Raw genomic sequence first — 24,379 nt, 5'->3', positions numbered from 1 at the left:
GGGCTCGGAACTCCAGTTTTCCTAGTTTCTAACTTCCCATGGACACGTATTCTTGGTAAAATCGTACTTTTACAGTTATTAAAGGGGATTTTATTATGCCCGATATGCCTAGTCATCAAGATAAAGTGTGGATCCGTCTGTGGAAAGAAAACGCTCCTGAACTAAGACAACGTGTTGTTGGTTGGCGTAAACAGAGTGCCGTTACTCGCATTGAAAAACCTAGTAGATTACAACGTGCAAGAAGGTTGGGTTACAAAGCAAAGCAAGGCATTATCGTAGTTAGGATGAGAGTCGGAACAGGCGGTATGAGAAAACAACGTCCTACCGGTGGAAGGAGACCAAAACATTTGGGTGTCACTAGAATAAAGGCTGATGATAGTATGAAGACTGTTGCAGAAAGAAGAGTCTTGGAACGATATCCAAACATGAAAATTTTAGGTTCATACTTTATCTATAAAGATGGAAAACACTATTGGTTTGAGGTCATCTTAGCTGATCCTGTACATCCACGAATTGCACAAGATAAAGAACTAAACAAACGAATCTCTCAGACTGCATAAATTGAAGATACTGTTTTTCCTTCTATTTGTAATTCTCTTTGTTGTTACTCCATCTTATGCTCAATTGTTATCTGATGCCACAGGACTTGCAAAGACACTTGATGTTGAAACTGATGGTCATACATTTGAAATAGAAACAATCTCAAATTTTGATATAAAGGATTTTGATTTTGATAAGGATGAGAAAAAACTAACTCTTTACATTGTTAGTGGTTTGGAAAAAAATCTAGGTGAAATAATTATTCCTCAGAATTTTTTAAGTGGGAATTTCACCTTTCATCTTAACGACCAAGAATTTTTCCCTAAGATAAAATCAAATGATTCTGTATCCTTTATTACATTAAATTTCACAGGATCTGGAAATAATCAAGTTGAGATATTTGGCACTAATCTTGATGGAATGACCAAAAAAGATCCTATTGATCTTGTTGAAACACCTTCTTCTGATGAAGAAGCTGCTTCTGATAATGGTGGTGGTTGTCTAATTGCAACTGCTGCATTTGGAACCGAGTTATCCAGTCCCGTTCAACACCTCAGGGAATTACGGGATAATTCTTTATTGAAAACAAATTCTGGCATTGCCTTCATGAGTTTTTTTAATACTTTTTACTACTATTTTAGTCCCCCAATAGCAGACTATCAACGTGAAAATCCTCTCTTTAATGAAATTGTAAAAATTATGATTACGCCAATGATTTCTAGTCTTATGCTTTTAGATCATGTTGACATGAATTCTGGAAATGATGTTTTAACTTATGGCAGTGGAATAATATTTTTGAATTTAATGATGTATTTTGCAGTACCTGTCCTGTCAGCCAGACAACTTTGCAAGTTTAAAAAAACAAAACTATGTTAGCCCGTGTTGTTTTTATTTTGGATTCAAAGTAAAATGACATGGATAATCCTAAAGTTGCCATAGTTGGTGGATTTATACTCGTGATTGCTTTATCAATTGCCCTTGTATTTGTCTAAAAAACTAGTCTTCACTTAATAATTTTTGAATCATTTGTTCTACGTGTCCTGATTGTCCAAATGATATGTCTCTTAGTATTCCTTTTCTATCTACTAAAATAGTTGAAGGCGTTCCTTGTAACGAGAATTTTTCAAATGTTTCAGCAGAATATTCTTTGGATTTCATATAGTCTTTGACTCTTTGGATGATTTGATTTCTATACTCTTCCGGTTGAGAATCAAACTCTGGAATTTGAGGATAAATAAATTCCATGATTTTTTCTTGACTAATCTCACCTGTTGTTTTTGTCAAATTATCCATTGCCAGAGGAAATGGTATCTTGTATGGAATTTTGTCTCCTTCTTGTAGTTGTCCATATGATGAAAGGGCTTGCTTTGTTTCGCCTATCACTTTTCCAGTTTCTGCAAGCATTTTTAGATTCTCTAATGTGTTTTTATCAAAATCCTCAAAAGCTGTGGCAATTCCTAGAACCCGTACTCCCTCATCTTTGTATTTGTTGTAAATGTTGATTGCTTCAGGAAGTGCATGCATAAAACATCCTGGACAATTTACTTGAAATACCTCTACTAAAACAACATGATCTTTTTCCTGATCAAAATTGGTTGGGGCTCCTTGTACCCATTCTGAAACCCCGAAATTTGGGACCTTTTCTCCAATCTTTACACTCACATGAAGTGTTCATATTTTTTCCGTTATATACCCTACCGTGTTAATTTAATGAAATTCTTTCAATGCAATCGCTGAATTCATAATCACTCATTATGGGTAAGACTATACTTGTAACAAGAAATGGATTATGTAAATCTGGTATCAGGTGTACTTCTATTTGTTATGGGTGTAATGATTGTGTTTGTGGGAAATTACTTTAGTAAAAAAATTGGAATTTTACATGTGGTGATTTACTTTATGGCATCCTTTGTTATTTTGACAGGAGTATTGCTGATTTTTTTGTATGATAAACCATCGATTCTAATTTGAAAAAATAAAAAAATTATTTATTTTTTGCATTTGCCACCGCTCTTGCCACAATTATTGTTAGAATAACTGCAATTATTGTTACGATTACGGCATATAGTATCATTGGACCTATTGTGTTTGATTCTCCAAAAACTTCCTTGAAGATTGTCTTTATTGCATCATTCCAAGCAAGTGCTGCAACAAGACCAAATGCTGCAGTAACTAGTGCGGCAATCTTGTCTAGTATCTCTGTCTTGAGAGTTGGTTTCTCTTCTTCTTCTTTTTTATCGTCAGCCAAGTTGTTTTCTAATTTACCTAGTTATTTTACGGTTAATAAACAATCTTGGATGAAAAATAACCTCTACTGTAGCATTTGTGAAATACTGTAAAAATTTGGAAAAATAAACTAATTGTGTCGGGTTTCAAATATTCCCAACAGAATTGTTTCTCGGTCAAAAGAGTCCGGATCTATTTTTTGTTTTAATAATTGCTGTTTCATCATTTCCTTATCTATAGTAGGCTTTTACAAAATAATAAGTTGGTTCCGTACCAATTATTCTCCAAATAATAAAAAATATTGACCTTTCTTAGATACGCTCTGCTTCTACATCTGATGGTTCTTAATTATGCTGTGATCATGGGCTTATTGCTGATCGATTAAATACTTGATTTTCTTTTTCAAAATATGGCAAAAAGTATTAGCTGTAAAGATGCAGGTTCTGACTGTGGATGGTCTGCTACTGCAGATACTGAAGATGCTTTGATGGATATTACTATTGAACATGTCAAAGAACACCACAAAGACTTGGAGGTCGGTCCAGAACTGAAAGCCAACATAAAGTCTTTGATGAAGGACGCTTGAGAAAAATCTTTTCTCTTTTTTCTAATTTGTTTGTTTGATAGATCTTTGCTATTTTTGTGGTTTTTTCAAATATGCAGTCAAATCGAGTAACCTAATATAGGACACAGAAAATCTCAAAACAAATTGCAAGTTGTAACTGACGACAGAATGACTCTTTTTGCCGAAATGGAGTCAAAGTATGAACAAAAGGACACTGATTATTTTGTGAGCCTTTTGGACCATCCAGATTATGTAGTTAGAACTAGAGCAACTTGCATTCTTGTGGATTTTGGAGGCGAAGACAAAGTCCAATACATATCTAAAGTATTGAAAAATGATGAAAATGAATTAGTGCGCCATGAGGCTGCCTTCTCTCTAGGACAGATGTGCTATTCTAGTGGTATTGGACCGTTAACTGATGCTACTCTTAACGATCCAAGTATGTTTGTGCGCCACGAGGCAGCTATTGCATTAGGGGTAGTTGGATCAAAAGATGCGAAACAAGCTTTGGAAAAAGCACTAAATGATCCTGACAAACCTGTAGTTGAGTCTGCAGTTGTGGCCTTATCTAATATTGAATTTATGGAAAAGTTAAGTAAGAACGAAAAATTTGCAAAGTTAACAGGTGGATGAAATGAATTTTTCTTATGGTATTATTGCTGCAGTTGGTGTTCTTGTTGCAATTTCATTGGCTCTGATATCTGCTTCTCCAGATGATGTCATCGAACCTAGAATGATGATGTCTGATGAAAAACTACCTACTCTTGAAAAAGCTCTGCCATCTACTTTGACTATTTCTATACCTGATGGTGTTGGTGTTCCAGGATGTGAAGTCACAAACGAATGTTACTTGCCTTATGAAGTAAATGTTGCAGTTGGTGCAACAGTAACATGGGATAACGTTGACACTGCAGCACACACTGTTACAAGTGGAACTCCATCGGAAGGATTTGATGAAATGTTTGATTCTGGATTATTTATGACCGGAACTACTTACGAATTTACCTTTGATACTGAAGGAACTTATGATTACTTTTGTATGGTTCATCCTTGGATGACTGGAATTGTTAATGTTGGGGAATCTGCAGCAAACATGAGCATCTCTGCTGCAGAACCAGAACCAACACCTGAACCAGAACCAACACCTGAACCAGAACCAACACCTGAACCAGAACCAACACCTGAACCAGAACCAACACCTGAACCAGAACCAACACCTGAACCAGAACCAACACCTGAACCAGAACCAACACCTGAACCAGAACCAACACCTGAACCAGAAATGATTGTAGAATCTGCAGAAGCATTACCAATGTCTGCAACTGTTCTAACTGCTGAAGGCTCTGGATCTATGGGGTGTGAAGTCACAAACGAATGTTACTTGCCTTATGAAGTAAATGTTGCAGTTGGTGCAACAGTAACATGGGATAACGTTGACACTGCAGCACACACTGTTACAAGTGGCACTATAGGTGATGTGACTGGAGTATTTGATTCTGGATTATTTATGACCGGAACTACTTACGAATTTACCTTTGATACTGAAGGAACTTATGATTACTTTTGTATGGTTCATCCTTGGATGACTGGAATTGTTAATGTTGGGGAATCTGCAGCAAACATGAGCATCTCTGCTGCAGAACCAGAACCAACACCTGAACCAGAACCAACACCTGAACCAGAACCAACACCTGAACCAGAACCAACACCTGAACCAGAACCAACACCTGAACCAGAACCAACACCTGAACCAGAACCAACACCTGAACCAGAACCAACACCTGAACCAGAACCAACACCTGAACCAGAAATGATTGTAGAATCTGCAGAAGCATTACCAATGTCTGCAACTGTTCTAACTGCTGAAGGCTCTGGATCTATGGGGTGTGAAGTCACAAACGAATGTTACTTGCCTTATGAAGTAAATGTTGCAGTTGGTGCAACAGTAACATGGGATAACGTTGACACTGCAGCACACACTGTTACAAGTGGCACTGTTGATGCAGGATTGACTGGAGTATTTGATTCTGGATTATTTATGACCGGAACTACTTACGAATTTACCTTTGATACTGAAGGAACTTATGATTACTTTTGTATGGTTCATCCTTGGATGACTGGAATTGTTAATGTTGGTTAGTCAAGTCTTTCATTCAACTTACATGTAAAGTTACAACAATTTCGGTTTGATCTTTTTCAAGGTCATCATCCAATGCGATTTTTTTATCAATAAGCTTGAATTCATTGATTAAAGTACCGTCATCGCTGAATGTTCTAACTAACTTGCTTTTAGGAAGAACAGAAACGTCACTAGAATCATGAAATACTTGGATAGAATCCCCGTTATCTATTATGATTTTCAATCTGCTTATCTAAGTAAAATTAGATTATAAAAAGTAAGATTGTATTACAATGTGGAAAATTTTACAATTTGATTTTTGTGTGTTGTTTTGTCTAGTTTACAGTAATAGCATTGAGAAAATGAAAGTTAATAGAATTATGCGTTTGTTAAATTTTCATATGATATCCTAAATGATTATGAAGGAGATTGTTTGAATCTTGAAAATATTGCACGTAACTTGTTTAATTATACGGCAATAACTTTAGTTCCGTTATCTGACGATTCAAACTTGTAAATTCTTTCAACAGTAGAATCCTCAAAAATTTCTGCATCATGTGTGATAATTATGAATTGCATGGGATTTGTTTCCTGATTTGAAATATTTGATAATTGAGAGAGTACTCCTACAAGAGACTTTTTTCGTTCAGAATCTAAATGAGTAGTGGGTTCGTCTAAAATCATGAGATTAAGGTTTGATGCACCAAGTAAACTTGCCATGCCTAATCTCAAAGATAATGCAACACTGACTTTTTCTCCTCCACTTAGAGATTCCAAGTCTAATGTTTCCTTTTTTGAATAACATGTGATGGATATATCCCGTAATTTCTCTGACAGGCTGATTCTTTGAATTTTTGTATTTAAGAGAGTGAGATATTCTGATGCCTTGGCAGATACTGTGTTTAGTGCCCATGATCTGAGGCTTGTTGCAACTGGTCCATCTCTGCTAAATACCACTGATTGTATTGCATCTAGATTTTCAGTATACTTTTTTACGATTCTTAGTTCTGAAATTATTTCTTGATTTGTTTTCACTTTTTCATGATCTTTTGAAATTTTCTCTGAAATTGCTCCTATTTTTTGATCCATTTGAGATAACCTCGTTTGTTTCTCATTTACACCTCGCTTAAGATTTTCAAATTCGTCTTGATCAAATCCTGCTGTTTCCTTTTCTAGTGTTTTAATTATTTCTAGAATCATTTCTGCATGATTGTCTATTTTTCCAATTTCTAAAATGTCTATATCTGAACCTAAGGAGCATCTTTTAAAATTCTCTTTTTGAATTGTAATTTCTTTTTCAATATTTTTCAATTCTTCTCTGGTGGAAATAGAATGTATTCTAAGAGTCGCTTCTGCATCTCTTCCTTGTTGTAATTTTTCAGAAAATTCTTTGTATTTTTTCTCATACATTTTCTTTTCTTTTTCTTTTGTCACGATGTTATCTTGTAATGACTGGATTTCTGAAACCAAATGTTCTTCTTGAAAGAATGGATTTAGTTTTTCTACTTTAGAGTCACAGACGGGACACTTGTTGTCTTTTAATTGAAGCTTTGCAGCAAGCAACTTTCTCTCATTTAGTGAGGCTATTTGGTTTGTCATCTCTTGAATTTTTCTTGTTGCTTTCTCTATTGCTTCTTGTGCCATGTTCATTTTTGAGTCTAATTCTTTTTTTACACCTACTAATTCAAAACAATCTTTACAATCCTGTATTTTACGCTCATTTTGCCTAATTTGCTCCTCTAATTCTCTGGTAACTTGTTTAGCATATGCTACAAGTTCTTTTTTTCTTGATTCTAATTGATTTATTTTATCAATTTTTGGAGATTCGATTTCTATTTTTTTTCTAGCTTCTGAAATTTCATCTTGAATTTTTTTACGGCTTGATTCTAACTGTTTTCTTTCTGGTTCTGCTTGCTTGATTTCTTCTTCACATTTTTCTAACTCTCTTGATAGAATTTCAATGTGGGTATCGTCATATCCTACAGTTTTTCTTATGTTTTCTCTAAACTCTTTGTTTGCACCTTTCATTGACTCTGAGGCTATATCCAGCTTGTTAATTCCAATTATGGCATTTAACAATTCTTTGAATTCCTTTGGTTTTGCGTTGATTATTGCATTTAGTTCCCCTTGCTGAACAATCGATGCTATCTTTAACTTTTCAAAATCAAGACCTATGATTTTTTCTACTTCATTTGTCATTGATTCTCCAAATTGTTTTCTTTCTCCTGCTGCAATCTCTACATTGTCTTCTCCCCTAATTTCAGAAAACTTTGCAGAAAGGGTTCCTTTGCTGTCTATCTTCCTAACTGCTTCGTATTTTTTGTCTTTTACAGAAAATGTTACTTTGGCAAATCCTTGATTAGTTCCGCGTCTAATCAAACCTTTGTTTGATTTTCTTGTATGCTCTCCAAAAAGCCCAAATGTTATGGCATCTATTATGCTTGATTTTCCCGCACCGTTTTCACCTACAAAAACTGTTACTCCATTTTCAAATTCTATTTTTGAATTTGAATGGGCAAGAAAATCTCCTATCTCTACTGATATGATCATTTTATCATCTCTTTTTTGAGTTTTTCATATTCTTCCCAAATTCTTTGAGAGGCTTCTGTTGTGTTTTCTGAATTTAGCATAGGTAATAGTTCTCTTATTGCAAATGTTCCTAACTCTTCAGATCCTAAGGCATCAATTGAAAGCCTAATCATTTCGTCATCTATTGCGTTTGGTCTGTCCAAAAATACCGATGAATCAGAAACTTGTTTTGTGCTAATTCTCCAAAAACATCTCAAAACCAGTGAATTTAGTCTTGATATTTGCGTGTGAATGCTGTCTACTTCGATGTCTTTTCCTTGTATTTTTATTTCTATGATGGGCTTTTTTTTACAGTTTGTTATTTCCTCTGAAATTTTGTTTATTGTTTCTGACAATTCTCCGTATTCTGTAGAATATGAAAATTGAGGTCTAGTCTCAACCTGGTTCCAATTGGGTTGAGCTTCATCTCTTGAAATATCTACTTCGTAGAATCCCTTCTCTGCACTTTTGATTCCTTCACTAGTAGTCAATTCGATAGAACCAGGATATGCAACTGGGCCATTTAGATGGCTAAATTGCTTAATGTCCTGATCATGAAGATGTCCCATCGCATAATATGTGAAATTTTTTGGAAGATCTGTTGACTGCAATTCTCCTGCAAATTTGTTAAATTCGGTAATTCCCTGATGCAGTACTAAGATTTTGTGACCTTCGTGTTTTTGTGCAATACTGTCTATCTCGGCAAATTTCTGTTCATATTGGGCAATCTCTGGTTTTCTTATTTTATCAAATCCTGCAAGCAGAACCCCTTTGTACTCAATTGGGTTTCCTTGTCCGATATATCTTGAAAATCCCAGGTTGTGATATACATACGGGATGGGTGTGGACCTGATTCTGCTTATGTCATGCTCTCCTAAAATGAAAAAGGAATCTATGTTGCTTTGTTTAAGTCTCTTTAAGGCATTTGCCATCTGTACTATGGCTGTCCCGCTTGGATTTGGAACATGGAAAATGTCTCCTGCAAAGATCACAAAATCTACATGATCTTTTATTGAAATGTCGATAGATTGGTTAAATGCATCATACACATCTTGTACCCGTTCTTCAGAACCATACTGAACTAACCCCAAATGAGTGTCTGAAATATGAGAGAATAACATTTAATCCAATAACAGATCTTTTTGTACTAGTCCTTGTGTTGACTCTACTGCAACTTCTTTCATCTTGTTTGCATTTTCCCAAGCAACAATTGCACTTTGATCTGCCCCCATAATCTTCTCTTTTACTTCTTCTACATGTACCAAAGATGGAAGATTTGTCCACTGGCCTACCAAAACTGCATCTCCTACATTCAGCGAAGTTAATTGAGATATTAGTTCTCTACTAGTTGATTCTGTTGCAGAAGCTATCTGGCGCTGATCATCTTCTTGTATAATTTTCATGATTGCAAATGATCCCATCTGACTTAGAACATTGAGGTCTACACTACGTGGTCTTTGCGATACAATTCCTAACCCTAATCCGAACTTCCTTCCTTCCCTGGCAATTTTTGCTGCCCAGTATTTTGCACTAGTGTCATGATCTTTTGGAATAAATACATGTGCTTCTTCAATAATTACAAAAATCGGTGAATCAAATTTGTAATTTTTCTCTTTTTTTGATCTTCCGTGTTTGGCAATACTTGCATCTTTTCTATCTTTGAGTACTTGTTGCAAGTAAAAGGCAACTGCAACGTTTGCTTGTTTTTCAGATAATTCTGAAATATTTAGGATATTTGTTCTTCCTTCTTTGATGAAACTGATAGGATCTCCCATGTCAGGATCTAATATATCCTCAAATCTTCGTTGAGCTTCTCCGATGATGTCTTGAACTCTGTATGCTGATGTTCTTATCTCTTTTACTTTCTTGTCCTCTGAATTTACAATGAATTCTATTTCATTTTCTAATCTATTCCAAAATTCCTTTGATTCTTTAACTTGTTTGGTAAATGCCATTCTTAAAACTCGTTGTTGAACATTTGCTCCATCTCTAATTTCTAACACTTCTGAAAACTGATCTGCATCTAACAGTCGCGGATTTATCTTTGCATCAATTACGTTGACTCTAGGAATATTCAAATTTGTATAGTCATTATGGTAATCAAAAATTATTACTGTTCCCATAAGCTTTGAGATTTGTTTTGTTACTAATGATACAAGATTACTTTTACCCATACCAGTCATTGCTAAAATTCCCAAGTGACGCGAGACAATTTTATCCAGATTTACCCTTGCTTCAATTGTCTTATTTCGTAAAAGATTCCCGATCTTTACCCATCCTTTGTTGGTGGGACTAAAAATCTCCTCCAAGTCCTTTTGGCTTGGTTGAGTTATCTCAGTGCCTGGAATGGGAGGTATTGCTGGTATTATTGATTGACCTTTTCTTAAATTCTCTAAAAATCCTAGAATTCCAATGTGGGCTGTGAATGTTTTATCTCTTTTATTTATCTCTGCAATCTCTATGCTTTCTTCTGCTTCATCAAAGTTTCTAACATCTGTAAATGCTGCACTTGATACTGATGATCTCTCTACTAATCCTAGAATTTCTCCTTCATCTGTTTTTATTTTGATATATTCTCCAACTGAGAGTGCGCGCGATGTGATTGCAGTAACAAAAGTTGCTTTTGACTCTCCAATTATGAACCCTAAACTCAACCCAAAACCTCTCTAGATCCTATTTCATTACTTAATCCTAACAAACTAACCATTTTTGCAAGTTCCTTGTCAGATATTTTACAGTTATTGTGAGCAAGCTTGAGTGCATATGGATAACCTCCTACACTACTCTTGTATAGTTTATTCATTATTTCTTTAATTTCTACTTCATCATGCTGTTCTCCTAAAAATTCTAACTTGATAATCGGTGTTGAATTTCCAAGTCTTACAAATGTAGATGCAATTGTTTTTTCTAATCCATATTTTTTTTCAATGAATATTTTGCTGAATCCTGGATTGTTGCTTACATGATTATAATAGAAGATGTCTCCTGCCAGAGATCCTAGGTCTTCAAACTGTTTTTTTGTGTTTGATGTCTTGGCAATGAATATTACGTTGTCTTTTTTCTTCATCATTTTCACTACTAGTGCATCAAGTGAGAATTGTCTGGTCATGAATTGGGAGTGCAATGATCCGTCCATAAGAACTAAATCTACTACATCGATGGTTCTCTCACATGCATCAATTTCCATTCTACTTGCGATTCTAGAAAGATCTGTATCTGAGCCTAATCCTGAATCATGCAGGTCTACTAGTATTTCCCCATCTGATTTTATTGAAACTGCAGTGGTAGCCCACAACTCAATTCCCTGAAATTTAGTATTATTGAAGCTGCTGTCTATGCCTGCAATGATTGAATTTTCTTTTGTTGGTGTAAATTCTACCCAATTTTTTCTTGCTTTTTCCAAAATCTCTTCATATTTTGGTCCTTTGAGAACTAACAGCATTTTGTCTCTGTTAACTATGGCATCTTTGAATACTGTATTGAGCACAACAATAGTTCGTAAGTTTGAATAAATTCTTTAGGTTATGCTGAAACTTGACTAAAATGATCTTCTAAAACCATTATCCTATTCTACCATTGAATATGACTTTCTCGTTTGTGTTTGATGGAGTTGATCTATCTATGTACCTGATCTCATATCTGTCGCCTATGTTTACTACTTTTCCATCTATTTGCCTTGGAATCTTTATTTCTACTTCAAACGTACTTGTGTTTGGCCCTGTTTCAACCAAAAATGGTCTGTTGGCATCAAACTTGGGATTTGCCAGAGTTGTCCTTATCCCTCCTTCCCCTCTGAATTCTAAACTACTCAGTGGAATCTTGTCTTCATCTTTGGAATCCCTATTTGCATCTGGCTCGTATAGTCGTATTGTAAATTGGTGTCCGATTCTTGAGCCTCCACTACCTTCGGTTTGAACTTTGGCAAAGGTCTTAGTCAATTGTACTGATTTGACAATTACCCTCTGTTCTCCTGAAAAATCTGATTCGTCAAGATATTTTATCAGTATAATGTCATCTTGATCTAATTGTTTGCCATCAATTGTCTCTGGAAGATTTAGTCTTACATAGAATTGTCCCGTGTTTGGACCTGTTTCAATTATTTTTTCCGGTCCTTCTATTGGAACCCCGTTGATGGTAAATTCAAATAACTCTTTTGCCTGTACTACCTCTACTGCATTGTGAGCTAAATTAAGATCTTGATCTGTTATGTAGAAATTTACTATTGATCTATTTGAAGCAGGAACTGTCTCAATCTCTTTTTCAGTTTTTGTGAATGTTGTTGGAATAAAGGCAATTCCTAGTTCTTGCATCCTTTTTGCAGTATCTGGTTTTACACATGCAGGAGATTCATTTGTTCTTATGACCAGATCTAATCCTTGTCTGCATGTTATATCTTCTACCGCAATGCCTCTTTTCATTTGTTTTTTTGGAGAGTCTATTTCTCCGTTAACTGGAACACCTACTGTGAGAATTAAAATTGCAAATGTTGCTACTAGAATTGGATTTTTTTTATTTATCCTCACGTTGAATTTAGTTGGATTTTTCTCTTAAAAGGATTAAGGATAATTTCTTCGTGTAATGGTTTTTTCATATTGTCCCTTATTTTTTATATTTTGACTAGAATTAATTAGTGGATGTTTTCTAATATTCTTGTTTGAAGAAGATTGGTTTGATGGGCTGTGGAGCAATTGGCACACAAATTGCTCTTGCAATTGATTCTGGAAAAATTCCTGCAGTTCTAACTCATGTATATGATGCATCAAAGGAATCTGCAATAGCCCTAGTTTCTAAATTGAATTCAAAACCAGAGATTGTTGAAAATTCTCATCTGTTGTCATCTCATCCTGTAAACATTGTAGTTGAAGCAGCTTCTCAAGATGCTGTAAAAGATGTGGCACTTAGTGTTCTACAAAATAAACGTGATTTGATGATAATGAGTGTGGGTGCACTACTTGATGAATCAATTTTTGATATTTTATCTGATGCTTGTCAGGATTTTAAAAAAACAATTTATCTTCCCTCAGGTGCTATTGCTGGCCTTGATGGAATTAAAGCAATTAAAGACGAGCTTGATTCTGTCTCTATTACCACTACGAAACATCCTCGTTCCCTAAAAGGCGCTAAATTTTTTGAAACAAGTGATATTGATTTAAACTCAATTCAAACCTCTGCTGTTATTTTTGAAGGAGCTGCCAAAGAAGCTGTTACCTTGTTTCCTGCTAACATCAATGTTGCAGCCCTCTTGTCATTGTCTGGAATTGGGAGTGAAAAAACTAAGGTGAAAATTGTTGCAGATCCAAATACTGACAAGAATACTCACCAAATTGAAGCCATTGGAAAATTTGGAAAAATGACATTTACGGTTGAAAATTTTCCAGACCCAAATAATCCTAAAACCAGCAGGCTTGCAATCTTGTCTGCTATTGAGACTTTGAGAAAATACTGTTCAGATGAGATTGTGATTGGTACCTAATATGGCAATAATTGCCACATTTGACAAAATTTTCGAAAATTATGAGCTCCTTCTCATTCTTTAAATCCCCTTATAGTGAAAATTTTGTGGCTTATGCTAGTACAACAGGCTTCTAAATTAAAAGAAGAGATTCTCAAACTAAAGAAAGAAAAAGATATTGTAATTTTAGCTCATAACTATCAGATTCCTGAGGTTCAAGACGTTGCAGATTTTGTTGGCGATTCTTTAGGGCTATCTAGACAAGCAGCAAAAGTTGATCAAAAGACCATTTTATTTTGTGGTGTGAACTTTATGGCTGAGACTGCTGCCATTATTAGTCCTCAAAAAAAGGTGTTACTACCTGATTTGGAAGCTGGTTGTTCTCTTTCTGATTCTATTACTGTTGATGAATTACGTAATTGGAAGAAACAACATCCAGATGCCATTGCAGTTGGATATGTCAACACTACAGCTGAAATCAAGGCTGAATTAGATTACTGTTGTACTTCGTCCAATGCTGTTAATGTAGTAAAGGCAATTCCTGCAGATAAAGAAATTTTGTTCTTACCTGACATGTTTCTTGGCTCATACGTTGCAAAAATGACTGGCAGAAAAAATATGCATATTTGGGCTGGCGAATGCCATGTCCATGCTGGAATAACTCCTGAGGATGTTACCAAAAAACTAGACTCTATACAGGACGCAGAATTTGTTATTCATCCTGAATGCAGCTGCACAACTCCAATGTTGTATGATGTGGCAGATGGAAGCTATGATGAGAAAAAAGTTTCAATTCTGTCTACTGAAGGAATGCTAAAACACGTTCATGATTCAAAAGCAAAGAACTTTGTTGTTGCAACAGAAACAGGAATTCTTTACAGAATGAGAAAACAAAACCCTGACAAAACATTTGTTCCTGCCTCTGAAAAAGCAGAATGTCAATACATGAAGATGATTACTCTGGAAAAAGTGTATGATGCAATAATTAATGAAAAAAATATTGTAACTGTTCCTGAAAATATTGCTCAAAAAGCTCGTTTAGCAATTGATAGAATGCTTGAAATCAGCTAGTCTGAGTTGTGAATGTATTGGTTGGATTATTTTTTCGATCCCCTAAAGATCCCAACAAGAAAAAAAATCTTGAAAAAATAAAAGAATTAAAAAAATTAATCAAAGAGAAAAAATATCAGCAGGCCATAAGATCTGGCAATGAATATTTGTCAAGTGTGCCACATAACCACGATGTCTTGTTTACTGTGGGAGGCATTTACTATTTGCAAAAAAAATACAAGACTGCAATTGGATATTTTGAAAAAGCATTAGAAATTGGCTCTTATGATGTAGATACTTTGTTGTTAAAGGCCCATTCTCATCAAAAGTTAGGTGAAAACAAAAGGGCAATGCAATGCTGTGCAAAAATACAAGAAATTGACCCTAAAAACAAATCTGTCTCTGAATTAGTAAAACAACTGGATAATTCCTAAATTTCTAAACTTAGATCTATTCCCTTTACTGAATTTGTAATGCTCCCAACTGAGATAATGTCTACTCCTGTTTGACCGTACTTTGAAATGTTCTTAGAATTGATTCCTCCTGATGCTTCTAGCATGACTTTTCTTCTTAATCCGTTTTCTTTGAGCACCTTGATTGTCTTTTTTATTTGCGATGGGCTAAAATTATCCAGCATGATTATGGTTGCTCCTTCTCTTGCTGTCAAGACTGCATCTTCGGTGTTTTCAACTTCTACCTCGAATTTTCTGTATCGTTTCTTTGCTTTCTGAATCAGTGATAACAAAGACTCTCCAATGGCTATGTGGTTGTCTTTGATCATCACCATCTCATCTAATCTGAGTCTGTGTTTTTTACCTCCTCCTATCTCTACTGCTTCCTTGTCAAAGTATCTAAGTCCTGGAGCTGTTTTTCTTGTAGCATAGAGTTTTGTTTTTTTAGGGATTTTTTGAACTAGAAAATTTGTTTGGGTTGCAATACCGCTCATTCTGGTTAGCAAATTAAGTGCAGTTCTTTCACATGTTAAAATGTCTCCTGCATTTCCGCTTATTGTCATGATTGTCTGATTTGGATTTATCTTTGATCCATCCTTTTTTAAAATTACAACAGTGCAACCTTTTAGTTTAAAAATCTCCTTTGCGTATTTTGTACCTGCAACTATAGCTTTTTCTCGGGATATTATTCTTGCAGTGATCTTTTTCTTTGGTAAGAGGTTACTTGTGATGTCTCCTTTTCCAATGTCCTCAGATAAAAAACCTGCAAGCTGTTTTTTTGGATTAAATGACAATGTACTGCTAGACCTTTTGATTGCTTTGATTTTAAATATTTAGAAATTATTTTTTTTTATGTAACTTTGATTGCGTATTTCCCTTTTTGGGTTATTCCTAAAGTTTTAGAAATTTCTGAATTTGTTGGGTCAACTACAAGTACAATTCCATTCCAATCTGGTGTTAAATCTGAAGACTTGCAGACTGGACATACTTTCCCTACTGTAACATATTTGCATTTTCTGCAAGCCATCTCTCTTGCCATTTTAACTTGCCTCTACTTTAGCTTCTTTTGGAGATGATTCACCTGAACCTCCTCCTCCGGCTTTTTCAATCTCTTCGGCAATCCAATCATCTGCACCTAGGAATGGTTGTCTGCATGTGATTCCAATCTTTCCCATCGCAGCTGCTTTTCCTAGTGATACTGCTGTAATTCTTGCACGCAGAGTGGAACCTACCTTTAGAGTTCTGCCGCTCTGGTTTGCTAAAATCATTCCTGATTTTACATCGCTCTTTAGATAATCATCCATTACTTGTGACAAGTGTAATAATGCATCAGTTGGACCAATTCTTACAAATGCTCCAAAGTCTGTAATGTCTACGATTTCTCCTTGAACAATCTCTTGTAATTTTGGATAAAATGTTAATGCTTCAAATTCAACTTTATGAAATGTTCCTCCATCTCCTGCAATCATCTTTCCCATCTCGTCTACCTTGGCATCTAGAATCATTATGATGTACCCCAAGTCGGCATTTATCATGCTCTCGTATTTTTCCTTGAGGATGTTTATTGCTGCCTTTTTTAGGGTTGTTCCAAATAAGCTTGGAGGAATCCTAACAACATCAACTAGGGTAGATATAGAAAACAACTGTGCTATTTTTCTTGGATTTGAATTTATGAATCTTTGGGTAATTTAGGCATAAAATACCAAAGAAATTACCAATTCTATCAATTATTGTTGAATTTTTGTTGATACTGACCTATCTTTAAATAATGTAAAGAGCATTTTCGATCCAATGGTTGGAATTGATCAAGTTTTAGAAAAACTCAGTACTGTAATTGATCCGGATCTGAAAAAAGACATTGTGTCTATGGGCATGATAAAAGATTTGGAGTTAAACGATGGAAATCTCAAATTTACTTTGGAGTTGACCACACCTGCATGTCCATTCAACGTGGAGATCGAGGATGATGTCCGAAAGGTAATTGGAGAAATTTCTGATTTAAAAAATTTTGATATGAATGTAACTGCCAAAGTTATGGAGGGAAGATCCCTTGATGAGGATACCGGCATGGCCAGCGTCAAAAACATTATTGGTGTTGCAAGTGGAAAAGGTGGAGTTGGCAAGTCCACGGTTTCATTGAATCTTGCACTTGCTTTGTCTCAAACTGGAGCTAAAGTGGGTCTTTTAGATGCAGATATCTATGGTCCTAGTATTCCTCTTATGCTTGGAATGAAAGACGGTTACATGGAAGTTGAAGATAATAAATTGCAACCAGCTGAATCAAATGGATTAAAGGTTGTGTCTTTTGGATTTTTTGCTGAACAATCTCATCAAGCGGCAATTTACCGTGGTCCAATTATTTCTGGAATTTTAAAACAGTTCCTTGTTGACACTAATTGGTCTGACTTGGATTATCTTATTGTTGACCTTCCACCTGGAACTGGAGATATTCCGTTGACTCTTGCACAAACAATTCCAATTACTGGCATTCTTGTTGTTACTACTCCTCAAGATGTTGCTAGCAACGTTGCAGTAAAAGCAATTGGAATGTTCGAAAAACTAAATGTTCCAATCATTGGTGTTGTAGAAAACATGAGTCATTTTATCTGTCCTAATTGTGATGAAAAACATTACATCTTTGGTGATGGCGGAGCTAAAAAGATAAGCGAACAATTTAACATGCCATTCTTGGGAGAAATTCCATTAAACTCTGGAATTATGTCTGGTTCTGATTTAGGAAAACCCATTATGATTACTAGTCCTCAGTCACCAAGCGCAGATGCATTTAGGGCAAGTGCCAAAAACATTGCTGCTCAATGTAGTATTCTTGCATCCAAGTTACAAGAAGAAATGGAGTCTGCGGGTTCTGACGATGATCAACAATCCGCATCTTCCTCACCTGGTGCTAATGCTGCAAATGCTTCCCCTCCAACGCCTCAAGAAAATACAAACTAGTCGATATCTGTGAAACTACCAGACAGCCTTAGAAATGAACTGAAAATTCCTTTGGGGGATTTGATACCTGACAATCAAGTATCAAAGAAAGTCATTGAAGAGCGCATTTTAGATTCAAAATATGTTGTCACTGTGGGTGATAGAACAACTGAACGAATGATAGAATTTGGCTTAATTCCATCATTGCAAATTATTGATAATTTAGAAAAACGAGAAAAAAGAACTCCGCCAGACATAGGTGACACGACTATTGAATTATCTCTTGACAATCCTCCTGCTGAAATCACACCAAAAAGCATTGATCTTATAAAAAAAGCATTCACAATGAAACCTCCTGTTAGGATTACTGTTAGAGGTGAAGAAGATCTTTTAGTAATTCCTGTTTGTATTTTCTGTCCTGATGATACTGTAGTGTTGTATGGTCAGCCCCACGAAGGATTGGTGATTGTTAAAGTCACTGCAGAAATTAGAAATAAAACACAAACATTACTTGACTCAATGAAATAACTGGGGCATGATGAGACGGTGGCTGTATGATTTGTGATTATTCTACTAAAACCTCTGACCCTGTTATTTATTGAAGAAGAATCAAAATAAACACAAATTTGCATAAGAGTTGACATCTCATAATAAAGATGCCTTTTTTGATAAAGAAATATGAAATTAGATCCTGAATTAAGATTGCAAATATTTGAAAAAATTGGAATTTATTCTAGTAGATTTTCGATTCCTGAACCTAGAGTGTTGCTTACTACCAAGGAAGTCCTGGACATGCCACGTGAAATGACTGAAGGCAGAAGAACCTCTGCCTACAAGTATTATGGTGTTTCATATCTCCAGCATAATCTTGTATTTATCAATGTCAGAAAGATCCCAGATGAAAAAACTCTGGAAAATACTCTGGTTCATGAACTAATTCATATGCGATTTCCTTATCTTGCTCATGGGAAAAGATTCAACAAACTAGTAAGACAGGGTCTTCGCGGCAAAACATTTTTGCCATATCGAAAAAGATCCAAATCCTCTATGTTATGATCTTTTGAGTTGTTTTACCTTGTTTGATCCTCAATAACCAAAGTCATGTCAATCTCATCGACTTGAGCTTGTATTGCCTTTCTCAATGTTTTCTCATGTTTATCACAGAATTTGAAATAATCGTCAATTGTTTGAAAACAGCCACAAACCCATCTTGTCTTTTTGTCTCCTTCTACTGTGCATTTTGAATATCTGTGTTCTTCCATGAATTCATCCTTTTGTTTATCTAAAAAATATGTTTTTGTGAAAAAGGAAAAAAAATTGTTTAAGGACAGCCTTCCATTTTTTGGATAAAGTAGCCGTTTTCCTTAATTGCCTGTTCTACAGGCTCTGGTGCTCCCTGTGAATGGCAGAATTGACATTCGTTTGTTGTCATTACTGCATTTTCTTCACCGATTGATTTTAACCACTCTTTGCCGTATGTGATGGCTTTATCGTGATCTTTTTCACCCGTTATGACATCAAAGTGCATGGTGTGACCGTCTGCTGCTTTGACATAGGTGTCGTATACATGAATTTCCATAATTGTCCTCCTCAAAAGGGATATTTAATTCAAAGATCAATCATTATAATTACGAGACAAACTGAAAACGATCTTGTTTATACCCTGGTTGAATCTTTCCTTCTATTGGAATTTGATTTCCACAAAAAACACAACAATTTTTTTCATCCATATTCCATTCTCGTATGTTGAATCCATGACGATTGACAACAATTTTGTTACACTCAGAGCAATACGTATGTTCAAACTTGTGTCCTGGAACATTTCCCAAGTATACATATTTCAAACCTTCTTCTCTTGCCACCTGATAATGCTTCTCTAGGGTTTCTATTGGAGTGTCGGGATATTCCATCATTTTGTAATCTGGATGAAATCTCAAAAAATGAATTGGCATCTCAGGACCAAATTCATCATAAATGAATTTTGAAAGTTTTCTTGCATGCTCCAAATCATCTCCTACTTTTGGTACAATTAAATCTGTAATTTCAACATGTATCTTTGTCTTGTCTCTAATTTCCAATAGTGTGTCAAAAATTGGCTGTGGGTCTGGGACTCCAATAAATTTTCTAGTAAATTCTTTTTCTGCACTTCCCTTAAAATCAACGGTAATTCCATCAAGAAATTCTTTCATTACTGCTACTGACTCTGGAGTATCGTATCCGTTTGACACAAAAACATTGAAGAGTCCTTTTTCTCTTGCCTTAATTCCGCAATCTCGTGCATATTCGATGAATATGGAAGGCTCATTGTATGTGTACGCAATTCCATGAGCTCCGTATTTTATTGCCGTGTTGACAACATCATCTGGAGTCATGTCTACACCTTCTATTTTACGTCTTTGACTTATATCTGAATTTTGACAGTATTTGCAAAGCCAATTACATCCAGTTGTAGCAATAGAGTAGACTTTGCTGCCAGGCTGATAATGTATCAGTGGTTTTTTCTCAATAGGGTCGATGTGTCCTGAAATAACTTTTCCATATGCATAAAGTTGTAGTTTCCCATTTTCATTTCCGCGAATACCGCATAATCCAATTTGATCTTTTCCAATTTCACAATATCTTGCACAGGCAGTGCATTTTACCTTGTCATTTGGTAGTTTTTCGTATAGTTCTGCCTCCTTTCCAAGTAATGGTCTCAATGTTTTTTATTGTGTTTTTGTATATTTAACAAATATGAAAAATTCCTTACATATTTCTGATGAAGATGGAATCCAATTAGTAAAAATTGCAAGAAAAGCCGTATCGGAGTATCTGAAAAACAATAAAAAAATCCAAGATTTGGAATTTAATTCAAAATTTAACTATGATTCTGGAGTGTTTGTAACAATTAACAAATCTGATTCGTTGAGAGGATGTATCGGATTTCCTCTCCCAAGCAAAAAACTCTGTGAAGGCTTAGTTGATGCGGCAATCTCTGCTGCAACCCAAGATCCAAGGTTTAGTTCTGTGAGGATTGATGAGCTAAACCAAATTGTTTTTGAGGTGACCGTGCTGACTCCTCCTGTCAAGATATCTGTAGAAAATCCCATGGAGTATTTGTCTATGATAAAAATTGGGCGAGATGGACTTATTGTGGAAAATGAATATTCTTCAGGTTTACTTTTGCCCCAAGTCCCAGTTGAATATGGTTGGAGCATATCTGAATTTCTTTGTCATACATGTGAAAAGGCTGGATTAGACATGTATGCTTGGAAAGATAAGAACACAATCATTTCTAGATTTGAGGGGATTATTTTCAAAGAAGAAACCCCGAATGGTAATGTAATGCGAAAATCTTGTGATGATTTTTTATAAAATAACTTTTCATAATTATTTGTGATAAGAAAACCTGTTGTTGCCGGACAATTTTACCCTGAAAAACAAGAAGAATTACAAATCATGATTGACTTCTGCTTTAATCACAAATTTGGCCCTAGTACATATTCGATAAATCCTGATGAGAAAATTTTTGGAATTATTTGCCCTCATGCAGGATACGTGTATTCTGGTCCTGTTGCATCTTACTCTTACAAATCAATATCCTCTCAGATTCCTGAAATTGCAATAATTATAGGCCCTAACCATTTTGGTATTGGAACTGATGCAGCTACAATGATTGATGCTGAATGGGAAACTCCCTTGGGAACTGTATCTGTTGATTCTGAATCTGCACTTGATGTCGTAAAAAATTCTGAAATTATTAAAGTCGATAACTATTCTCATTCCCAAGATCATAGTTTAGAAGTGCAAATTCCCTTTCTTCAGTCCATTTTTGATAAAAAATTCCAAATCTTGCCTATAATTTTGAGAGCACAGGATATGATGACAGCTAAAGATGTTGGTAACAGCGTATCTGAAATTGCTAAAAAAAAGAAATCCATAGTTATTGGCTCATCTGATTTTACTCATTACGCAGAAAATTCATTTGCTTATCTTCAGGATCATGCTTTGATTGAACCCATTTTGGAGATGAATGTTGAAAAGTTTTATGATGTGTTAAGACAAAAACAAGTAACGGCTTGCGGGTTTGGGGCTATTGCATCTACTATGATTGCATGTAAGAATCTTGGAGCAACAAAAGGTGAGCTTCTCAAATATGCTACAAGTGGTGATATTTCAGGAGATAGGGATTCTGTAGTGGGTTATGGTGCAATAAAATTTGTCTAAAGTATCATCGATAAAGATAGTTTTTTGTAATAATCAAATTTCAATTCTTTCTATGTATGAGCATATTTTACGCTAATTTTACTGAGGAATTGTTCACATAGGTTTTAAACAAATTTTGTAACTGGTTTTCATGATTAAAATAGAATACAATCCTCCAGAATTTGTTGCATTAAAGTGTGGATGCTTGGTTGATGAACAAACCGGCGAACTACACAATGAGTGCATGCCACATTTAGAAGCGAGTTTTATGCAATAATTCTCATTCGTATTTTCATTGATTTTTTTCACAAAAGTTTTCTATATCTTTTACATAGAGAGTTCATGAAATACAAAGTTCAACTTACCATGCAAAACGATTCTCAAGTATTTTTAGAGCTAGATGATGAAAATTCACCAAAAACTGTCCATGAATTCGTTGAACGATTGCCCTTTAAAGTAACTCTTAATGTCTGGGGTGATGAAATCTATACTTCTGAATCTCCTATTAGTCAACCTGAAGAAAACGCATTACCTGTTGTTGATCTATATGATGTTGCATATTGGCCCTCCGGAAAGGCAATATGTCTTTTTTATGGACACACGCCAATTGGAGATGGAGATGCAATTACTCCTGCCTCTCCTGTTAACGTGTTGGGAAAGATTCTGAACCCTGATAAAACAATTCTGACTGATGCAGATGGGAGCACTGCTTCTTTCAGCTTGGTTACTTGATGTTGTTTATCTATTTTCTAATCTTGCAATGATTCTTCTAAAATTTGAATTTCAATTGGTTCGGAATCAAGATGATACGCTCTGAATTGATCCTTGAGATTTGAGTAAATTATCCAAACTACTGGGTTGATTTTCATAAATTTCTTATCTGTGTTTGACGGATATGCCTCTGAATTTGGATGAGAATGAAAAATTCCTATTATATCTAGGTTTTTTTCCTCTGCAACTTTGTATGCGTTAATTAATTCTGTGTTTGAAATTGTAAAGTTAGTTGGAGATTCTTCAATGTTCTCAGTTAGATATACCTCTAGAACTTTGCTGTCTTTACCAAATAATATTGCACATGACTCGTTTGGTTTTTTGCTTTTAGCATGTTCTTTTAGGATTTGATTATGTTTTTTTGATAAAATTATTTTATGCAAAATTATTCTACGTTAACTGTTCCTACCATAAATGGATGGAAGATACAGTAATAATCATAGCTTCCAGCTTCTGTAAAGGTAAATGTGAATTTGTCTCCTGCAGCCATTGTTTCTGAATCAAATAAACCATCAGGACCTGATTCTGGATTTCCTGATGTAACAGTATGTACTGTGGTGTCTATGTTATCCCACTCTACTGTAGTTCCTACTGAAATGTCATGTATTTCTGGGTCATAATATAATTGACCTTCTGATGGAATTCCTGCTCCGTCTGGAATTGTAACTTTGGTTGGCTCTTTTGGTTCTTCAATAATTAAAGTCGATACCATCCATGGATGAACAATACAAAAGTATTCGTATTCTCCAATTTCTAATTCATTTGTATCTAAAGTAAATACTGCTCCTGCATCCATCAAACCTGAATCAAATGTTTCTCCAAAGTCTTCAGAACTAGTTACTGTATGTGCAACAGAATCTACATTTGTCCACTCTAATGTATGTCCTTGCTGTACCATCGCTACATCTGGCTCATAATCGGGATTTCCTTCTTGCGCTGAACCTTCCAGAATTACTATTGCAAATATCGGACCTGTTGGCGCTATCTCTTCTACTGGCTCTTCAATTTCGGCTTGTTGTGGTATTATGTATTGATCTGGGCTAACAAATCCAAATGCAACCCACATGATGATTCCTGTGGCAGCTGCCATTCCTGCAATTGACCCTACTGGCTTTAGATAAGCAGAATGCTTCATGGCCAAATATGCTATGAGAATTGCTGGGAAAGCAATTGCCATCAATAATCCTGCTAATGTAATGGTGTAGTTTGATGTATTCATGGTAAATGCAAACATTCCAAATCCTAATGATATTGACAAAATTACCAGAGTCGTAGCTTTGGCCCTGTTACTGGTTGAAATTCCCCCATCAAGTATGCCTGCTGCCAGGAAAATCAATCCTACAAACATTGTTAATCCTGTTAATGCATGCATGCCGTCGATGAATGTATGTGCTAATCCTGCATAGGATAATGTAAGTCCAGCCAAACCTATGGCTGTTAGTCCCATTCCCGGCATCATGAGGTCCCAGTTACTCATTCAACGTAGCTGGTAGGACTGAGATACTTATTCCTTTTGA

At 35.4% G+C, this 24,379-nt stretch carries 31 protein-coding genes; 15 read left to right on the top strand and 16 right to left on the bottom strand.

Features of this window, described 5'->3' with window-relative positions:
- Positions 1 to 104 precede the first annotated feature (104 nt).
- Entirely contained in the window at positions 105 to 560 is a 456-nt protein-coding gene (locus ACOQN3_RS07940; protein ID WP_420546615.1) for a 50S ribosomal protein L15e, read from the top strand.
- Position 561: 1 nt separating this feature from the next.
- Entirely contained in the window at positions 562 to 1,416 is an 855-nt protein-coding gene (locus tag ACOQN3_RS07935) for a CFI-box-CTERM domain-containing protein (RefSeq protein WP_420545938.1), read from the top strand.
- 120 nt (positions 1,417 to 1,536) lie between these two features.
- Here ACOQN3_RS07935 and ACOQN3_RS07930 read toward each other — a convergent pair whose 3' ends face one another.
- Together ACOQN3_RS07930 and ACOQN3_RS07925 are read right to left on the bottom strand one after the other, a co-directional pair.
- A complete protein-coding gene (locus ACOQN3_RS07930; RefSeq protein WP_420545937.1) occupies positions 1,537 to 2,202 on the bottom strand; it encodes a peroxiredoxin family protein in 666 nt (221 codons plus the stop codon).
- Between the two features lie 322 nt (positions 2,203 to 2,524).
- A complete protein-coding gene (locus ACOQN3_RS07925) occupies positions 2,525 to 2,788 on the bottom strand; it encodes a DUF5654 family protein (protein ID WP_420545936.1) in 264 nt (87 codons plus the stop codon).
- Between the two features lie 387 nt (positions 2,789 to 3,175).
- Between ACOQN3_RS07925 and ACOQN3_RS07920 the strand changes: the two genes are divergently transcribed.
- The 3 genes from ACOQN3_RS07920 to ACOQN3_RS07910 all read left to right on the top strand — a co-directional run bounded on the left by ACOQN3_RS07920 (position 3,176) and on the right by ACOQN3_RS07910 (position 5,471).
- Positions 3,176 to 3,352, top strand: coding sequence for a DUF1059 domain-containing protein (locus ACOQN3_RS07920; RefSeq protein ID WP_420545935.1), 177 nt, complete (start codon positions 3,176 to 3,178; stop codon positions 3,350 to 3,352).
- 123 nt (positions 3,353 to 3,475) lie between these two features.
- Positions 3,476 to 3,964: a HEAT repeat domain-containing protein gene (locus tag ACOQN3_RS07915; protein ID WP_420545934.1), complete on the top strand. Its 489-nt coding sequence runs from the start codon at positions 3,476 to 3,478 to the stop codon at positions 3,962 to 3,964.
- A gap of 1 nt (position 3,965) precedes the next feature.
- A complete protein-coding gene (locus ACOQN3_RS07910) occupies positions 3,966 to 5,471 on the top strand; it encodes a cupredoxin domain-containing protein (protein WP_420545933.1) in 1,506 nt (501 codons plus the stop codon).
- A gap of 13 nt (positions 5,472 to 5,484) precedes the next feature.
- On the opposite strand, the gene ACOQN3_RS07905 is transcribed toward ACOQN3_RS07910, so the two are convergent.
- The 6 genes from ACOQN3_RS07905 to ACOQN3_RS07880 all read right to left on the bottom strand — a co-directional run bounded on the left by ACOQN3_RS07905 (position 5,485) and on the right by ACOQN3_RS07880 (position 12,541).
- A complete protein-coding gene (locus tag ACOQN3_RS07905; protein ID WP_420545932.1) occupies positions 5,485 to 5,694 on the bottom strand; it encodes a hypothetical protein in 210 nt (69 codons plus the stop codon).
- 224 nt (positions 5,695 to 5,918) lie between these two features.
- Positions 5,919 to 8,000, bottom strand: a complete 2,082-nt coding sequence (locus ACOQN3_RS07900) for an AAA family ATPase (protein ID WP_420545931.1) — start codon at positions 7,998 to 8,000, stop codon at positions 5,919 to 5,921.
- Positions 7,997 to 9,139: a metallophosphoesterase gene (locus tag ACOQN3_RS07895; protein WP_420545930.1), complete on the bottom strand. Its 1,143-nt coding sequence runs from the start codon at positions 9,137 to 9,139 to the stop codon at positions 7,997 to 7,999. The genes ACOQN3_RS07900 and ACOQN3_RS07895 overlap by 4 nt, the downstream gene beginning before the upstream one ends.
- Positions 9,140 to 10,672, bottom strand: coding sequence for a helicase HerA domain-containing protein (locus ACOQN3_RS07890; protein ID WP_420545929.1), 1,533 nt, complete (start codon positions 10,670 to 10,672; stop codon positions 9,140 to 9,142).
- Positions 10,669 to 11,505 carry a DNA double-strand break repair nuclease NurA gene (locus tag ACOQN3_RS07885; protein WP_420545928.1) on the bottom strand — a complete coding sequence of 279 codons (837 nt, stop codon included), beginning with the start codon at positions 11,503 to 11,505 and terminating at the stop codon, positions 10,669 to 10,671. The genes ACOQN3_RS07890 and ACOQN3_RS07885 overlap by 4 nt, the downstream gene beginning before the upstream one ends.
- A 73-nt stretch (positions 11,506 to 11,578) precedes the next feature.
- The gene (locus ACOQN3_RS07880; RefSeq protein WP_420545927.1) at positions 11,579 to 12,541 is read right to left on the bottom strand and encodes a hypothetical protein; all 963 of its coding nucleotides are present in this window, start codon (positions 12,539 to 12,541) and stop codon (positions 11,579 to 11,581) included.
- Positions 12,542 to 12,672: 131 nt separating this feature from the next.
- On the opposite strand from ACOQN3_RS07880, the gene ACOQN3_RS07875 reads away from it, so the two are divergent.
- From ACOQN3_RS07875 to ACOQN3_RS07865, 3 genes are all read left to right on the top strand, one after another.
- Positions 12,673 to 13,491 carry an aspartate dehydrogenase gene (locus tag ACOQN3_RS07875; protein WP_420545926.1) on the top strand — a complete coding sequence of 273 codons (819 nt, stop codon included), beginning with the start codon at positions 12,673 to 12,675 and terminating at the stop codon, positions 13,489 to 13,491.
- 93 nt (positions 13,492 to 13,584) lie between these two features.
- A complete protein-coding gene (gene nadA, locus ACOQN3_RS07870; RefSeq protein ID WP_420545925.1) occupies positions 13,585 to 14,541 on the top strand; it encodes a quinolinate synthase NadA in 957 nt (318 codons plus the stop codon).
- Between the two features lie 8 nt (positions 14,542 to 14,549).
- Positions 14,550 to 14,954, top strand: a complete 405-nt coding sequence (locus tag ACOQN3_RS07865; protein WP_420545924.1) for a tetratricopeptide repeat protein — start codon at positions 14,550 to 14,552, stop codon at positions 14,952 to 14,954.
- Here ACOQN3_RS07865 and nadC read toward each other — a convergent pair.
- From nadC to ACOQN3_RS07850, 3 genes are read right to left on the bottom strand one after another with little or no spacing between them, the layout of a single operon-like run.
- Positions 14,951 to 15,766, bottom strand: a complete 816-nt coding sequence (gene nadC, locus ACOQN3_RS07860) for a carboxylating nicotinate-nucleotide diphosphorylase (protein WP_420545923.1) — start codon at positions 15,764 to 15,766, stop codon at positions 14,951 to 14,953. The two genes, ACOQN3_RS07865 and nadC, sit on opposite strands and share 4 nt — an antisense overlap.
- A 56-nt stretch (positions 15,767 to 15,822) precedes the next feature.
- Positions 15,823 to 16,011 (bottom strand): transcription elongation factor subunit Spt4, encoded by a 189-nt coding sequence (gene spt4, locus ACOQN3_RS07855; RefSeq protein WP_420545922.1) that lies wholly within the window; start codon positions 16,009 to 16,011, stop codon positions 15,823 to 15,825.
- Between the two features lies 1 nt (position 16,012).
- A complete protein-coding gene (locus ACOQN3_RS07850) occupies positions 16,013 to 16,615 on the bottom strand; it encodes a DNA-directed RNA polymerase (protein ID WP_420545921.1) in 603 nt (200 codons plus the stop codon).
- Positions 16,616 to 16,763: 148 nt separating this feature from the next.
- Here ACOQN3_RS07850 and ACOQN3_RS07845 point away from each other — a divergent pair, with 148 nt between their 5' ends.
- The 3 genes from ACOQN3_RS07845 to ACOQN3_RS07835 all read left to right on the top strand — a co-directional run bounded on the left by ACOQN3_RS07845 (position 16,764) and on the right by ACOQN3_RS07835 (position 18,962).
- Positions 16,764 to 17,927 carry an Mrp/NBP35 family ATP-binding protein gene (locus ACOQN3_RS07845; protein WP_420545920.1) on the top strand — a complete coding sequence of 388 codons (1,164 nt, stop codon included), beginning with the start codon at positions 16,764 to 16,766 and terminating at the stop codon, positions 17,925 to 17,927.
- Between the two features lie 9 nt (positions 17,928 to 17,936).
- Entirely contained in the window at positions 17,937 to 18,434 is a 498-nt protein-coding gene (locus ACOQN3_RS07840; protein WP_420545919.1) for a GTP-dependent dephospho-CoA kinase family protein, read from the top strand.
- A gap of 150 nt (positions 18,435 to 18,584) precedes the next feature.
- Complete coding sequence (locus ACOQN3_RS07835; RefSeq protein ID WP_420545918.1) at positions 18,585 to 18,962, top strand: hypothetical protein; 378 nt, start codon at positions 18,585 to 18,587, stop codon at positions 18,960 to 18,962.
- Between the two features lie 14 nt (positions 18,963 to 18,976).
- On the opposite strand, the gene ACOQN3_RS07830 is transcribed toward ACOQN3_RS07835, so the two are convergent.
- From ACOQN3_RS07830 to amrS, 3 genes are read right to left on the bottom strand one after another with little or no spacing between them, the layout of a single operon-like run.
- Positions 18,977 to 19,168 (bottom strand): hypothetical protein, encoded by a 192-nt coding sequence (locus ACOQN3_RS07830; RefSeq protein WP_420545917.1) that lies wholly within the window; start codon positions 19,166 to 19,168, stop codon positions 18,977 to 18,979.
- A gap of 59 nt (positions 19,169 to 19,227) precedes the next feature.
- Positions 19,228 to 19,485, bottom strand: coding sequence for a DUF2024 family protein (locus tag ACOQN3_RS07825; protein WP_420545916.1), 258 nt, complete (start codon positions 19,483 to 19,485; stop codon positions 19,228 to 19,230).
- Positions 19,486 to 19,534: 49 nt separating this feature from the next.
- On the bottom strand, positions 19,535 to 20,605 hold the full coding sequence (amrS, locus tag ACOQN3_RS07820) for an AmmeMemoRadiSam system radical SAM enzyme (RefSeq protein ID WP_420545915.1): 1,071 nt from the start codon (positions 20,603 to 20,605) through the stop codon (positions 19,535 to 19,537).
- A gap of 34 nt (positions 20,606 to 20,639) precedes the next feature.
- Between amrS and ACOQN3_RS07815 the strand changes: the two genes are divergently transcribed.
- The 4 genes from ACOQN3_RS07815 to ACOQN3_RS07800 all read left to right on the top strand — a co-directional run bounded on the left by ACOQN3_RS07815 (position 20,640) and on the right by ACOQN3_RS07800 (position 22,823).
- Positions 20,640 to 21,260, top strand: coding sequence for a TIGR00296 family protein (locus tag ACOQN3_RS07815; RefSeq protein ID WP_420545914.1), 621 nt, complete (start codon positions 20,640 to 20,642; stop codon positions 21,258 to 21,260).
- A gap of 21 nt (positions 21,261 to 21,281) precedes the next feature.
- On the top strand, positions 21,282 to 22,112 hold the full coding sequence (locus ACOQN3_RS07810) for an MEMO1 family protein (protein ID WP_420545913.1): 831 nt from the start codon (positions 21,282 to 21,284) through the stop codon (positions 22,110 to 22,112).
- Positions 22,113 to 22,242: 130 nt separating this feature from the next.
- Positions 22,243 to 22,368 carry a hypothetical protein gene (locus tag ACOQN3_RS07805; protein WP_420545912.1) on the top strand — a complete coding sequence of 42 codons (126 nt, stop codon included), beginning with the start codon at positions 22,243 to 22,245 and terminating at the stop codon, positions 22,366 to 22,368.
- Positions 22,369 to 22,433: 65 nt separating this feature from the next.
- The gene (locus tag ACOQN3_RS07800) at positions 22,434 to 22,823 is read left to right on the top strand and encodes a cyclophilin-like fold protein (protein ID WP_420545911.1); all 390 of its coding nucleotides are present in this window, start codon (positions 22,434 to 22,436) and stop codon (positions 22,821 to 22,823) included.
- A gap of 17 nt (positions 22,824 to 22,840) precedes the next feature.
- Here the strand turns inward: ACOQN3_RS07800 and ACOQN3_RS07795 are convergent, their stop codons facing one another.
- Both ACOQN3_RS07795 and ACOQN3_RS07790 read right to left on the bottom strand, forming a co-directional pair.
- A complete protein-coding gene (locus ACOQN3_RS07795) occupies positions 22,841 to 23,245 on the bottom strand; it encodes a Mov34/MPN/PAD-1 family protein (protein ID WP_420545910.1) in 405 nt (134 codons plus the stop codon).
- 2 nt (positions 23,246 to 23,247) lie between these two features.
- Complete coding sequence (locus ACOQN3_RS07790; RefSeq protein WP_420545909.1) at positions 23,248 to 24,339, bottom strand: plastocyanin/azurin family copper-binding protein; 1,092 nt, start codon at positions 24,337 to 24,339, stop codon at positions 23,248 to 23,250.
- Between the last annotated feature and the right edge of the window lie 40 nt (positions 24,340 to 24,379).

Origin of the sequence: Candidatus Nitrosopumilus sp. (assembly GCF_965223225.1) — an archaeon.
GTDB lineage: Archaea > Thermoproteota > Nitrososphaeria > Nitrososphaerales > Nitrosopumilaceae > Nitrosopumilus.
This window is presented reverse-complemented; position numbering and strand designations above follow the sequence as displayed.

Coding starts and splice junctions, on each gene's coding strand:
- ACOQN3_RS07940 (WP_420546615.1), top strand. CDS start 105: ATGCCTAGTCATCAAGATAAAGTGTGGATCCGTCTGTGGAAAGAAAAC.
- ACOQN3_RS07920 (WP_420545935.1), top strand. CDS start 3,176: ATGGCAAAAAGTATTAGCTGTAAAGATGCAGGTTCTGACTGTGGATGG.
- ACOQN3_RS07910 (WP_420545933.1), top strand. CDS start 3,966: ATGAATTTTTCTTATGGTATTATTGCTGCAGTTGGTGTTCTTGTTGCA.
- ACOQN3_RS07900 (WP_420545931.1), bottom strand. CDS start 8,000: ATGATCATATCAGTAGAGATAGGAGATTTTCTTGCCCATTCAAATTCA.
- ACOQN3_RS07895 (WP_420545930.1), bottom strand. CDS start 9,139: ATGTTATTCTCTCATATTTCAGACACTCATTTGGGGTTAGTTCAGTAT.
- nadA (WP_420545925.1), top strand. CDS start 13,585: ATGCTAGTACAACAGGCTTCTAAATTAAAAGAAGAGATTCTCAAACTA.
- spt4 (WP_420545922.1), bottom strand. CDS start 16,011: ATGGCAAGAGAGATGGCTTGCAGAAAATGCAAATATGTTACAGTAGGG.
- ACOQN3_RS07845 (WP_420545920.1), top strand. CDS start 16,764: ATGGTTGGAATTGATCAAGTTTTAGAAAAACTCAGTACTGTAATTGAT.
- ACOQN3_RS07835 (WP_420545918.1), top strand. CDS start 18,585: ATGAAATTAGATCCTGAATTAAGATTGCAAATATTTGAAAAAATTGGA.
- ACOQN3_RS07830 (WP_420545917.1), bottom strand. CDS start 19,168: ATGGAAGAACACAGATATTCAAAATGCACAGTAGAAGGAGACAAAAAG.
- ACOQN3_RS07825 (WP_420545916.1), bottom strand. CDS start 19,485: ATGGAAATTCATGTATACGACACCTATGTCAAAGCAGCAGACGGTCAC.
- ACOQN3_RS07815 (WP_420545914.1), top strand. CDS start 20,640: ATGAAAAATTCCTTACATATTTCTGATGAAGATGGAATCCAATTAGTA.
- ACOQN3_RS07805 (WP_420545912.1), top strand. CDS start 22,243: ATGATTAAAATAGAATACAATCCTCCAGAATTTGTTGCATTAAAGTGT.
- ACOQN3_RS07800 (WP_420545911.1), top strand. CDS start 22,434: ATGAAATACAAAGTTCAACTTACCATGCAAAACGATTCTCAAGTATTT.
- ACOQN3_RS07790 (WP_420545909.1), bottom strand. CDS start 24,339: ATGAGTAACTGGGACCTCATGATGCCGGGAATGGGACTAACAGCCATA.